This window comes from Wolbachia endosymbiont of Atemnus politus (assembly GCF_013309895.1).
This window is the reverse complement of record NZ_JAAXCS010000002.1, coordinates 1-13,481: the sequence shown is the minus strand read 5'-3', so window position 1 is coordinate 13,481 and position 13,481 is coordinate 1. Positions and strand designations below refer to the sequence as shown.

General features: G+C 36.7%; 10 protein-coding genes and 1 pseudogene. 3 read left to right on the top strand and 8 right to left on the bottom strand.

All coding sequences use genetic code 11. The annotated features are described in order from the left end of the window. Window positions 1-4: 4 nt before the first annotated feature. Both HET73_RS00255 and tnpC read left to right on the top strand, forming a co-directional pair. Window positions 5-1,021 carry an NAD(P)H-dependent flavin oxidoreductase gene (locus HET73_RS00255; protein WP_174133852.1) on the top strand — a complete coding sequence of 339 codons (1,017 nt, stop codon included), beginning with the start codon at window positions 5-7 and terminating at the stop codon, window positions 1,019-1,021. Window positions 1,022-1,209: 188 nt separating this feature from the next. Continuing rightward, a pseudogene (gene tnpC / locus HET73_RS00250) lies at window positions 1,210-2,566 on the top strand (IS66 family transposase). Here tnpC and HET73_RS00245 read toward each other — a convergent pair. The 6 genes from HET73_RS00245 to ispH all read right to left on the bottom strand — a co-directional run bounded on the left by HET73_RS00245 (window position 2,563) and on the right by ispH (window position 10,562). Beyond that, a complete protein-coding gene (locus HET73_RS00245; protein ID WP_174133851.1) occupies window positions 2,563-2,808 on the bottom strand; it encodes a hypothetical protein in 246 nt (81 codons plus the stop codon). The pseudogene tnpC and the gene HET73_RS00245 sit on opposite strands and share 4 nt — an antisense overlap. A 146-nt stretch (window positions 2,809-2,954) precedes the next feature. Further along, on the bottom strand, window positions 2,955-3,665 hold the full coding sequence (locus HET73_RS00240) for a hypothetical protein (protein WP_174133850.1): 711 nt from the start codon (window positions 3,663-3,665) through the stop codon (window positions 2,955-2,957). 120 nt (window positions 3,666-3,785) lie between these two features. Next, a complete protein-coding gene (gene leuS / locus HET73_RS00235) occupies window positions 3,786-6,359 on the bottom strand; it encodes a leucine--tRNA ligase (protein ID WP_174132634.1) in 2,574 nt (857 codons plus the stop codon). Between the two features lie 4 nt (window positions 6,360-6,363). Further along, window positions 6,364-6,969 (bottom strand): murein hydrolase activator EnvC family protein, encoded by a 606-nt coding sequence (locus HET73_RS00230; RefSeq protein WP_174132635.1) that lies wholly within the window; start codon window positions 6,967-6,969, stop codon window positions 6,364-6,366. Window positions 6,970-7,071: 102 nt separating this feature from the next. Then, complete coding sequence (gene gyrB / locus HET73_RS00225) at window positions 7,072-9,444, bottom strand: DNA topoisomerase (ATP-hydrolyzing) subunit B (protein WP_174132636.1); 2,373 nt, start codon at window positions 9,442-9,444, stop codon at window positions 7,072-7,074. 188 nt (window positions 9,445-9,632) lie between these two features. Further along, window positions 9,633-10,562 carry a 4-hydroxy-3-methylbut-2-enyl diphosphate reductase gene (gene ispH, locus HET73_RS00220; RefSeq protein WP_174133849.1) on the bottom strand — a complete coding sequence of 310 codons (930 nt, stop codon included), beginning with the start codon at window positions 10,560-10,562 and terminating at the stop codon, window positions 9,633-9,635. Window positions 10,563-10,582: 20 nt separating this feature from the next. On the opposite strand from ispH, the gene HET73_RS00215 reads away from it, so the two are divergent. Then, complete coding sequence (locus HET73_RS00215) at window positions 10,583-12,130, top strand: peptidoglycan D,D-transpeptidase FtsI family protein (protein ID WP_174132638.1); 1,548 nt, start codon at window positions 10,583-10,585, stop codon at window positions 12,128-12,130. 2 nt (window positions 12,131-12,132) lie between these two features. Here HET73_RS00215 and HET73_RS00210 read toward each other — a convergent pair whose 3' ends face one another. Together HET73_RS00210 and elbB are read right to left on the bottom strand one after the other, a co-directional pair. Next, a complete protein-coding gene (locus tag HET73_RS00210; RefSeq protein WP_174132639.1) occupies window positions 12,133-12,480 on the bottom strand; it encodes a hypothetical protein in 348 nt (115 codons plus the stop codon). 115 nt (window positions 12,481-12,595) lie between these two features. Next, window positions 12,596-13,306 carry an isoprenoid biosynthesis glyoxalase ElbB gene (gene elbB / locus HET73_RS00205; protein WP_246209502.1) on the bottom strand — a complete coding sequence of 237 codons (711 nt, stop codon included), beginning with the start codon at window positions 13,304-13,306 and terminating at the stop codon, window positions 12,596-12,598. Window positions 13,307-13,481: the final 175 nt, after the last annotated feature.

Sequence of the window (13,481 nt, the reverse complement as noted above, 5' to 3'; positions counted from 1 at the left end):
TTATATGTTAAGTAGCCTCTGGAAAAAAGGAACGAGTTTCCTCGGTAGTGAATTTGCGATAATGGGTGGTGCTATGAGCTGGGTTTCAGAAAGAAATTTAGTTTCGGCAATCTCAAACGCTGGTGGTTTTGGTGTGATTGCATGCGGTGCCATATCTCCAGACTTACTGAAAAAAGAAATCGTAGAGACGCAGAAATTAACTAGCAAACCGTTTGGCGTAAATCTAATTACTATGCACCCAAACTTGAGCGGGTTGATAGATGTGTGTATTGAAACGAAAGTAAGCCATATAGTACTTGCCGGGGGACTACCAACAAAGTCTAGTATAGAAAAAATCAAGAATGTAGGTACTAAAGTAATGTGTTTCGCACCGTCGTTAAGCCTTGCAAAGAGGTTAGCGAAAATGGGGGTAGATGCATTAATCATAGAAGGGATGGAAGCAGGTGGACATATAGGGCCAGTTAGCACTTCAGTTCTCGCACAAGAAATATTGCCTAACTTTAAAAACGAGCAAGTGCCAGTGTTTGTTGCAGGTGGAATAGGAAGAGGTGAAATGATAGTGAATTACCTAGAAATGGGGGCAAGTGGCTGTCAAATAGGTACATTATTTGTCTGCACGAATGAGTCAATTGCTCACAAAAATTTTAAGGAAGTATTTATTAAGTCAGCCGCGCGGAATGCGGTGTCTTCTGTACAAATAAGTGCTGATTTTCCTGTGATTCCTGTAAGAGCCATAGCCAACAAAGCAAGCGATGATTTTATGAAGCACCAAAGAGAAGTTATTGATAAATACCAAAAGGGGCAGATCTCAAAAGAAGATGGGCAACTTGAAATAGAAAAATTCTGGGCTGGAGCTTTAAGAAGAGCGGTAATTGAAGGAGATGTTGAAACGGGATCTTTAATGGCAGGTCAGAGCGTTGGCATGGTTGATAAAGAAAAGCCTGTAAAAGAAGTGATATATACGTTAATCCAACAGGCAAACAATTATATTGAAAGCAACTCTGCAGAAATAAACCAGTAGATTCAGTTTTTAGCCATAAAAACTGAGCTAAAAACCCCTTGACAACCCCCACCAACCCTTTTATAATGACAATGAAGCTAATTATTGTATCCGTTCAGCGGAGCGGAAAGGGTAAAAAATAATTGACACAATATATTAAAGTAGTAGTAATAAAAATACAGGTAATAATATAGTAATAGGTGTTTCAATTGCTTATTAAGCTCATAGAGCTGTGCAAAAATTCAGAGCAGAAGGTAGTCAGACTTGAGGAAGAAAATAAAAAGTTGAAAACAGAGATTGCTGAGCTAAGAGGAAGGCTTAACCTTAATTCAAGAAATTCATCAATACCGAGTTCTAAAGAGCTGTACAAAATAAAAAAGGATGTACCAAAAGATGAACAAGAAAATAATAGGAAAATAGGTGGCCAAGTTGGTCATAAAGGCAGTTGTCGTGCTAAAATGGAAGCAGACAAAATTGAGAAAATAGAGCTACCAGATAGATGTGAGTGTGGTGGAGAGTTTATAATATCAGAAAGGCCGTATATTCATCAAAGAGTTGACCTACCAGAAATTAAGCCTTATGTAGTAGAATATCAGTTAGAGCATGGTCGCTGCCGTAAGTGTAGAAAGAGAAAAAGCAGCAAATTACCTAAAGAAGTTACACCTGATATCTTTGGTCCTAGAGTTAAGTCAGTAATTGCGGCAATGAGTGGGTTTTACAAGAATTCAAAGCGAGAAATAGCGAATATTATGAAGGATATCTTTAACTTAGATATAAGTATCGGTAGTGTATCCAATAGCGAAGGAAGGAAAATGTAAAGAAGCATATGAACGAGTAGAAGAAGAAGTAAAAGCAAGCAAAGTTTTGCATATTGATGAAACCGGCCATTACACCAAAGGTAAACAAGGTTGGTGTTGGATGTTCACTAATAATGAAGCAAGCTTTATTAAGTTAGCGGATTCAAGAGGGAGAGAGTTTTTAAGTAATAGTACATTTTCTAATTATAAGAATCTAGTAGTTACTGATAGATTGGCAGTTTACAACCACTTCAGTGATGAAAAAAGACAAATTTGTTGGGCACACTTATTAAGGGATTTCGAGAGGATATCAAATAGTTGTAACAAGGAAGTCAAGTGTCTCGGAAATTGTTTAAAAGATGCAACCGTTGGGTTATTTACACTCAATAAATACCTGCTAAATAATGAAATGGATATTTCAAAGTTTATTAGTCGAGCCAAAGAATTGCAAAGATATATACAATATTGTCTAATAAAGATATCTTATATCCTTGAAGGGATGGTATCTTCGCGTGTAGTAAAGGGTATTATAAAATCCGAACCAATGATGTGGAGGTTTTTAGATGACCCAAAAAATATTCCATTAACGAATAATCATGCTGAACGACAGATACGGCATTATGTAGTCTATCGTAAGAATTCATATTTTGCACAGTCGGAACGAGGAAACAGGTTTCTTGAGCGGATAATCTCGTTATACTTGACTTGGAGGCAAAGGATGTTAAATCCATTTCAAAATCTTCTATCTATCGTCTCTCACACCGCTTAGCTGAACGGATACAAATATTCAAGTTCAAATTTAGAGTTTTTATCATAATGGTAACCAAAAACAATACCAGCTCCCCCTGCAATTGCAATTTTAGCATTAAAGCCATCATCATTTAAGCTACCACCTAAGCCAATACCTAAGTTTAAACCTGCATAGTATTTATTTTCTAAATCAGCCACATCATCTGCTACACCTGCTAAAGATGAAGTAAGCAATATAGCAAAGGCAAAAAATTTCTTCATCTGCATATGGGCTTCATACTATATATGTCTTTCCTTGCAACAGAGATGGGTCTAGAGAACTCTGTTTGCTGGTCTCATGGTCAGATATTTTTTAGATCACATCTAAATATTAAATATGGTGCAATATTCTGGAGATTAAAACTCAATCAAAAATTATAACGCACTCCTACCTCTAGAACCGCATCTGGTATTTGTTTCGCTTTTAAATCACCCAGTTGCCCGCCCATGGTAACACCAACTGCACCAACTATCTGTGGAGTAATCTCATAATCAACACCAACCTTTAGTTTATAGGAAATAAAACCCAGTACTTTGTCTACTAAAGGTAGACCTTCAGGCTTTTCTTCTTCATTAGCATAAATAGGTGAAACTGTAGCTCCACTTATAGCTCCACCTTCACCACCTTCTGCATTATCGCTGCCTTCTGTATTATTGCCTGTATCACCGCCACCTGTTTCATCACCACCTCCAACACTTGGAGCACTTACAATACCTTTACTAAAGCCAAAAGGTATTACCTGAAGGTATCCACCTAAACCTCCGCTGACGTATAGCTTAACAGGATCGATATCGAGGTCAGGATAAAAACGATAGTTTGCCAGCAAGCTAGCCCCTATTTTCCTTGTTGCTTTAGCAATATCGCTCATATTAGCGAGAACCTCAAGTTCAAATTTGGAGTTTTTGTCATGATGATAACCAAAAACAACGCTAGGCTTCATCTTAAAGCCACCACCCCATCCAGCACCAAAGTTTAAGCCTGCGTAGTACTGACCTTCTAAATCAGCTACACCATCAGCTGCACTCGCTAAAGACGAGGTGAGCAACACAGCTAAAGCGTATAATCTCTTCATTTTCATACAACTCCTCATATAAAAAAATATATATAATGCACAAGTATATATCCCTTATATTAAAAAAGATATAACTACATGTCAAAAAAAGTATAACTATGAAATTAAAGATGCGCTACAGATTTTTTATATAACTATGTTTACTACCTTATTTGGTACAGTATATATAGCGTGAACTTTGTTTTGATCGATCTTATTGGACACGGAATCTATTGCTATTTGCTTTAATTCCTCTTGAGGTAAATTAATTGCCACCTCAATTGTTGCACGCAATTTCCCATTGATCTGCACTGCCACAGTTACCATATCATCAATCAGTAACGATTCAACAACTTTTGGCCAAGGTTGACCTCCTATTTCTTGCCATAGGCTTTCAGCCAGATGTGGCATGAACGGTTCGATTACTCTGATTAATATACATATACCTTCATCAATAAGAGATTTTCCGTTTCTAATATCTATCTCAGCTATTAAATTCGTCATTTCACGGAATTTTGCCACCACACAGTTTAATCTACAGCTTTCTAAGTCATCTGTAAGTCCGTGTAAGAGCTTATGTATCTTTCTTCTGTATTCTAGAAGTTTACCTGTCACATTTTCATTATCATAGTGCATATTTATGGGTCTTAGCTGCATTACCATGCGCCACAACTTATTTATATAGCGAGAACAGCCTTCCACACCATCATCGGACCATTCCATATCTTTCTCTGGAGGAGTGTCGGACAACACAAACAAGCGAGCAGTATCAGCACCATATTTTTCTATGATAAAGTTTGGGTCAACTGTATTCTTTTTTGACTTACTCATCTTCTCAACTTTTCCAACTTGAATCTTAGCGCCTTGCGCAATTAATTTTTTTGCTTCTTCAGGAAATAGCCATTTACCATCCTCATCTTTGTAAGTTACATGGCAGACCATTCCTTGAGTGATTAAAGTAGAGAAAGGCTCTTTAATATCAAAATAGCCACATTTGGTTAAAGCACGGCAGAAAAATCGTGAGTAAAGCAGGTGCAAAATTGCATGTTCTATTCCACCTATATAATAATCCACAGGCATAAAACGATTACACGCATCCTTATTGATAGATTTATTTTCACTACAAAATGCAGCAAAATACCAGGAAGATTCAAAAAAGGTATCAAATGTATCAGTTTCACGCTCTGCTTGTTTTCCGCATTTTGGACAATCAACTAATTTCCAAGTTGGATGTTTATCAAGCGGATTACCACCGCTGGTAAACTCTACATTCGCAGGCAGAACCACAGGAAGGTCCTTTTCTGGAACTGGCACAGTTCCACAATCCTTGCAATATATAATAGGTATAGGACATCCCCAATAACGCTGTCTTGAAACTCCCCAATCGTGCAAACGATAGTTTGTTGTTTTTTTACCTATTCCTTTTTCCTCAAGTTTTTTAATAATTACTTTTTTTGCTTCACTAACCGTTAATCCGTTTAAGAACTCAGAGTTAAACATCACTCCGTCGCCAGTATACACCTCCTTTGTCATCCCAGTGCTTCGACACTGGGATCCAGTGTAAGAATTCTGGTCACGCGCTGGAATGACACCTAAGTGGGTTGAAGAAATAACAGGAATAATCGGCAAATCATATTTCTGTGCAAATTCAAAATCACGCTGATCATGCGCAGGGCACCCAAAAATCGCACCTTCTCCATACTTCATCAATACAAAATTCGCTATATAGAGCGGCAATTCCTTGTCAAGGAATGGGTGTTTGACATTCAATCCGGTATAAATTCCAAATTTTTCGTCATTTTCCCCCTTGGTGTTTATATCATCAATTGTCATTCCAGCGCGTAACGCTGGAATCCATTCATCTTTTTGCTGGATCCCAGTGTCGGAGCACTGGGATAACAAAACTTCAGGAGCATCTGGAAGCGTGATATCCTGCACAATAGGGTGCTCTGCTGCTACTGCAAGAAAAGAAGCTCCAAACAAAGTATGCGGAGAAGTTGTAAAAATCTTTAATTTCTTATTTAGACCAACTATTTCAAACTCTATGGTGACCCCTTCGGATTTTCCTATCCAACGCTCTTGCATTGTTTTGACTTTTTCTGGCCAATTTTTTAAACTTTGCAGACACTCGAGTAAATCTTCAGCGAAATCAGTAATCTTTAAAAACCATTGCGATAACTTACGTTTCTCAACAACCGCACCTGAACGCCACCCTTTTCCGTCGACTACCTGTTCATTTGCAAGCACTGTTTGGTCCACTGGATCCCAGTTAACCCACGACTCTTTTCGATAGGCAAGCCCATGCTTTAAAAAATCCAGGAAAAATTTTTGTTCGTGTTTGTAATAGTCAGGTTCACATGTGGAGAGTTCACGCTCCCAGTTATAAGAAAGACCTATAGATCTAAGCTGCGCATGCATACTATCTATATTCTCTTTTGTCCATACAGCAGGGTTAATATTGTTGTCTCTTGCAGCATTTTCAGCCGGTAATCCAAATGCGTCCCAGCCAATTGGATGTAAAACTTTAAATCCACTAGCTCTCTTGTAACGTGCTATCACATCTCCTATCACATAGTTACGCAAGTGCCCCATGTGAATCTTACCAGATGGATATGGAAACATTTCCAACACGTAGCACTTTTTTTGCTTATTATTCTTGCTTACAGAAAAATCCCACTTATCCTGATAAAATTTTTCAACGTTTTTAAAGTCATATTTCATAAATTTAATCACAATTCATATGCGCCAAAGGATCAACTGCTTGACCATTGTGCCTTATTGTAAAGCACATCTGTGGATCTTTATCTTGTGTGCTTGATTTACTCGCAGATCCAATTACTTGACCCTGTTTTACTTTATCACCAATTTCAACGTGTATGTTTTTTAAATAGGAGTACACAGTCATATAATTATCTTTGTGTTCCACTATAATTAAATTTCCATACCACCTCAAGCCTTTGCCTACGTATACCACTTTGCCAGGTGCAGAAGCAACCACATTTGTTCCATTGTGAGCAACAATTTTTATGCCATCCTTACACATTTCGTCAGAAGAGGTAGCCGTACCTTTTACTGGCATTACAAATTTACACTTTACCTCCACGTTTTGCGCATCATTTTTGTCTCTGTATATCCTATTTATGATGGCTTTTCTATTTTCTTTTTTTATTGAAGAATCAATGTCCTCCTTAATTAAATGGTATTCCCTTGTATATTCCAAGTCTCTTTTCCCATAAAATTCTTCACCTTTAAGCAGTACAGGTGCAGGTTTTTGCAGGCCGCATCTTACCAGTATTGCTGATAATATAAAGAGCAAGGCCACACGCCACATAAATTTATTTACAGACTATATTAAATAGCATACTTTTAAGGTAATAAGACTTTTTTGTTAGCACAATTTAAAGCCGTCATTCCATGAGGCAACGTAGAAAAGTTAAATATCGACATCATGCACATTGAGTGCATTGTTATTGATAAAATCACGGCGCGGTTCAACTATATCACCCATTAGCACTGAGAATATGCTATCTGCCTCTTCACAATCTTTTATTTCAACTTTTAGTAGAATCCTAGTTTCTGGATCGAGTGTAGTCTCCCAAAGCTGATCAGCATTCATTTCACCAAGACCTTTGAATCTCTGCAGAGTTAAACCTTTTTTACCGTAGTCCATTATTATTTTTGCTAGTGCACTCGGAGATTTGATCTTTATTTCAGTTTCTTGTGATTTTAAAAATGAATCACCATTGAATAAGTCGATTATATCATCAAGGGAACTCAATATATTAAGTATTTCTTTGCTTTCAAGCATGCCAAGTGGGAATACATATTTGTCTGCTAATCCTTGAAATAATTTAGAGACGTGAATTTCCTCATCTTTTATTTCTACTTCCCAATTATATTCGCTATAAATCAACTTTAAATATTTCAATATCTCATCAGCAGATGATAAGGCACTCTTTTTGCTTAAAACTAATAACGACTCCAATAGGTTTTGTGGTATTTCCCTGTCATAATTTTTGCTAATATTTGAAATGCTAAGACATTTGTCCAAAACAAAGCGTAGATTTTTGTCTGTATCGTTTAATTTTAATCTTTTAACCGCTAAGTTTACTATATACTCTTCAAAAGTTTCGTCATCTTTAATATAAGTATCTTTAGCATTCTTTGTAACTTTATAAAGAGGCGGTTGCGCTATATATAAATACCCTCTTTCAATTATCTCACGCATATACCTAAAAAAGAAAGTTAGAATCAAAGTTCTTATATGTGAACCATCAACGTCTGCATCTGTCATGATGATGATCTTATGATATCTAGTTTTCTCAATATCGAAGTGCTCACTTCCTATTCCAGCACCAATTGCCGTAATCAAAGAGCCAATCTCTGCAGATGAAAAAATACGATCCAGTCCTGCACGTTCTACGTTTAGAATTTTTCCTCTTAAGGCAAGCACGGCTTGTGTTTTACGATTACGCCCCTGCTTTGCAGTACCACCTGCAGAATTACCCTCTACTATAAACAATTCTGATAACTCAGGAACTTTTTCCTGACAATCGGCAAGCTTTCCAGGTAGAGTGGCGATATCAATATTGTTTTTATTTTTAACTAACTCCCGTGCTTTTCTTGCAGCCTCTCTTCCTTTAGCTGATCTGATAGCTCTTTCTACTATACTTGTTGCCAATTTGGGATCAGTTTCAAGTATTGTACTTAACTTATCAAAAACTATGTTTTCTACAACTGTGCGTGCTTCAGAACTGACTAACTTGTCTTTTGTTTGTGAAGAAAATTTAGGATCAGGCATCTTGAGAGATAAAACACAAGTTAAACCTTCTCTGACATCTTCTCCAGTCAAATTCACTTTTGCTTTCTTCAAGAACCCTTCGTTGGTTGCATAGTTATTGATACATCTAGTTAGTGCGGACCTAAACCCCGCCAAATGCGTACCGCCATCCCGTTGTCTTATATTATTCGTAAAGCACAGCATATTCTCATAGTAGGAATCATTCCACTCCATCGATATTTCTACGCTGGTGCCAAGATCTTTTACATCACCTCTCATGCTAGTAATTTTGGTAACATGTGTCTTATTTTTATCTAAGTATCGTACAAAATTTGCTGTGCCGAAATTATCTTCAGACTGTTTGCTATCGTTAAAATGAGACTCTGCATACGGTTTATTACGTAAATCACGCAAAGTGATCTCGATATTTGAGTTTAAAAACGCCAATTCTCTGATGCGACTTTCAAGAGTGGAATAACTAAAATCAATTCTACTAAAAGTCTCTGTTGATGGCATGAACGTTACTCTTGTTCCTCTCTTGTAAGTGTTTTCATTCACCACCTTTAAGGATTCAATGGACTCACCATCTTCAAAACGCATGAAGTGTTCCTTCTTATTGCGCCAAATGGTTAATTCCAGCCAGCTTGATAATGCATTCACAACCGAGATCCCAACCCCATGTAATCCGCCGGAAACCTTGTAGGTATTATTGTCAAACTTACCACCTGCGTGTAGTTGGGTCATTATTACCTCCGCCGCTGATATTCCTTCTTCTTCATGAATATCAGTTGGAATACCACGACCATTGTCGGTTACAGATACTGAGCCATCTTCATTTATGCTAACTTCAATTTTGTCACAATATCCAGCTAAAGACTCATCTATCGCATTATCAACAACCTCATACACCATATGGTGCAAGCCAGACCCATCATCAGTGTCACCAATGTACATACCTGGGCGCTTTCTTACAGCATCAAGACCTCTCAGGATTTTTATTGCATCAGCGTTATAATTACTTTCCATGGAATTGCTTTATTTATGAATATTAATTAATATTACATTTGTATATAATGATTAGCAACATTTTTAAACTAGGAGGAGTTATATCTGTACAAACATTGTGATCTTGGCACTGAGATGACACTGTTGCTAAGTTTGGTAGTTTATCTAAGTTGCTTTAGTTATATGTGGTAGCCAAAGCTAGTTGTACTTTAAACTAAATTCGGTATTTTAAACTGAACGTTTTCAGTAACGCCGTCTGGCATAACTGAAACTTTTATGTTCATGTTTATTTTCAAGTAGTTTATTAACTCGTCAACCAATATATCAGGAGCAGAAGCACCTGCAGTGATTCCTATTTTCTCTACGCCCTGAAACCAGCTTTTGTTCACACAACTGTAATTATCAATCAAATACGCTCTTTTTCCTCTGGCAATGCACAGATCTAATAAGCGATTTGAATTCGAACTATTTTTGCTTCCTACAATTAATACTATGTCTACAATTTTAGCTAATTTTTTGACAGCATTCTGCCTGTTTTGTGTCGCATAGCATATATCTTTTAAGTCAGGACCTGTAATGCTTGGAAATCTAAGCTTCAGGGCAGTAATAATTTCGTGGGTATCGTCAACGCTTAGTGTGGTTTGTGTGACATAAGACAAATTTTCTGGATCTTTAACTTTCAAATCGCGTACATCCTCTACGGTTTGTACTAAAGCTATAGAGTTGTTTACTCTTCCTCTAATTCCCTTAACTTCTGGATGATTCTCATGCCCAATTAGAATTAATTCTTTGCCACTATCTTCATACCTCTTTGCTTCTTTATGCACTTTGCTGACTAGGGGACATGTTGCATCAATCACCTGAACACCCTTTTTTTTTGCCTCCTCTTCTATGCTTTTTGACACCCCGTGCGCGCTGAAGATCAGTATTCCTCCATTATCTTTTATGTCCTCAATACTGTTTACAAAAACCACTCCTTGTTTCTTAAAGTCCTCTACTATATATTTATTGTGAACGATTTCATGCAGCACATAGACTTGGCGCTCGTTTTTGTATTTTTCTAAAGTAATAGCTAATATGTCTACAGCTCTTTTCACTCCCGCACAAAAACCGCGTGGTTCAGCCAAGATAATTTCCATTTTTTTCAAATCAGGTAAGTATGCAAGTATTGCTTAAAAATAAGCTCCGCTCACTATATTTTATAGTACCATTGTTTATATTTTATATAATAATTATTTTTCGTATATTATCCCTGACATTTAACCAGTTTAGTGCTCCAGAAAACTTAAAAAAGAGCATTAAAGCGTACAGGCAACCTGACATTTTGGATAGAAATGGAGTGGTAATAGCAACAAACGTACCAACAACGTCGCTATATATAGATTCAACTAAAGTAAGGAATCCAGAGAGTATGGCAGCGCAACTGTGTTCTATTTTGGATGACCTTGAATACGAAGATTTATATAAAACACTTACTTCGAAAAAGAAGTTTGCTTGGATAAAACGACACTTGACCCCGAAAGAGTTGCTAGCAGTAAAAACCGCTGGCGTGCCAGGAGTAAATTTTTATAACGACGTAAAACGTATATATCCTCACAGTAATTTGTTTTCACATATACTTGGCTACACTGACATAGATGGTAAAGGCATTGCCGGAGTCGAGGTGTATGTAAGTAAAAACAGTGAGCAAGAAAAGTCTGTAGTGCTATCCTTAGACCTGCGGGTGCAAAGTGTAGTACATGAAGAACTAGCTAGAGCTATAAGCAGATATCAGGCGCTTGGTGGAGTGGGGATTGTTTTAAATGTGAAGAATAGCGAAATTATTTCGATGGTCAGTCTACCTGATTTTAATCCTAATCTACAGAATAAGGCGAAAGATGTACAAAAATTCAATCGTGCCAGTCTTGGGGTGTATGAAATGGGGTCGATATTAAAATTCTTTACAATAGCCGCAGCGCTCGATGCAAATGTTGTAAAAACTAGTGATTTATATGACGTGTCAAGGCCAATCACTATTGGGGAGTATAAAATCCAGGATCTTCACAAGTTTGCAACTCCCCAAATTACTGTGCGAGATATATTTGTGCAATCATCTAACATTGGTGCAGCAAAAATTGCAGCTAAATTAGGTATTGAGAGACAGGTAGAATACTTTAAAACTATGAAATTGTTTTCTCCTTTAAAAATAGAAATACCGGAAAAATCTACACCGATAATTCCAGATAAATGGAGTGAAAGCACTTTGATAACAGCATCTTACGGTTATGGAATCGCTGTAACTCCTATGCACATTGCACAAACTGCCGCTGCGCTGATCAACAATGGGATATTTCACAATGCAACTTTGATATTGAATAAGAGAAGTATCGGAGAGCAGATTATTGCAAAAAGCACCTCTAGAGAGATAAGAAAACTATTACGTGCAACAGTGACAGATGGAACAGGTAAAAGAGCAAACATAAAAGCATATTCGATAGGAGGTAAGACTGGATCAGCAGAAAAAGTTATAAGTGGTAAATATAGCAAAGATGCAAATATAGCATCATTTATAGGAGCGCTAACTATGCTTGATCCGAGGTATATAGTGTTGATTATTATTGATGAGCCTCAGGGCATGTATCATACCGGGGGAATGATCGCTGCACCTGTAGCCAAGAACATTATAAATAAAATAGCACCTATACTGGGTGTTACACCCGAGACGTAAAATTATAGCTTTTTTATTAAAAATTTAAACTTACAATCTTGTTTATTTTTATCAATGCAAAGGGATCCATCTTTTGTTACCCTACAATCTTCAGGAGCGATGTCTAAGCTGATTTTTTTGCCACTGTCATCCATATTAAAACGAATCCTTGGTTCGAAAAAGTTAAGTATATCAACCCCAACTTTCTTTGTTACCTTTCCATCTAGAGAAACCAGATTAAACTCCCAAATATTGTTTGGATCGATGTTTCCTTCATAACTACTACACCTATTGCCTGTGCAGTATAAACCTTCAACTATATAACCTTCATTTGGAATTTCCGTAAAAAAATTCCATAAATCGTCTGACATATGAAATACCTTGCTATTTTAAAGAGACTTTTTAAGTGTATATAATTATGATACACCTAAAGATATAAAGTTTCAACAGCTAATTGTGCGAGGGGTCTAAACTACTACTATTTGTTTAATTCTTTTTGTTAATCTTTTTTACCATGCCGTCAATCATATGTTTTATTCCTTGATATACAGAGTATGTGCTTTCGTCGCTACGCATATAAGCAGAGCAGGAAAATACATTATGTTCTTCATCTTCTATTGATAATCCTGTGTCGCACTTTATATGTTCACCACCTAGCTTTTCTATCAATTTTTCTCTATTATCCCCTATCGTTACCTTGACTCTATTTTTTTCTTTACTAATTTTACTACTTAAAATAAAAACAATTACTGCTGGAGATATACATATTGCCCCTATTGGCTTTTTTGCAATAAAAAATTCTGAAACTAATCTTTCAAATTCGGGTATTACTGTTACCACGTTTTTATTTTCAGCTAAATCAGATAAATTTTTTGCAACTCCATATCCACCAGGTACAACTAACATATCAAAATCTTCAGCTTTGGCGTCTTTTAAATCGTATATTTCACCTCTTGCAATTCTTGCTGCTTCTATAAGTACGTTCCTCTTTTCTTTCGTTGCTTCTTTTATTTTGTGGTCCACAACTTGTGTAATATCGATATCGGGTGCAAAACATTTGACCTCAACTTCCTGCTGATCAAGCACAAGTAGGCTTAAAACCGCTTCTCTCACCTCCGCACCGTCGAGGTGACCACACCCTGATAAAATCACAGCAGCTTTTAATTTTTTCTCACCCATAAAATACTTTGATTTCATATAATATAGGTATTGTAATACAAATTCCATATTTGGGAAGGAGTAATTATTTTATATTAATTATAACATAATTAATAATTGGCATGTATAATGAGGCATATTTATAATTAATGGAGTTTTATATGGGACAAGGTGGTGCAATAGATGCTGGCAACAGTGAGTACCTTGCTCAAGG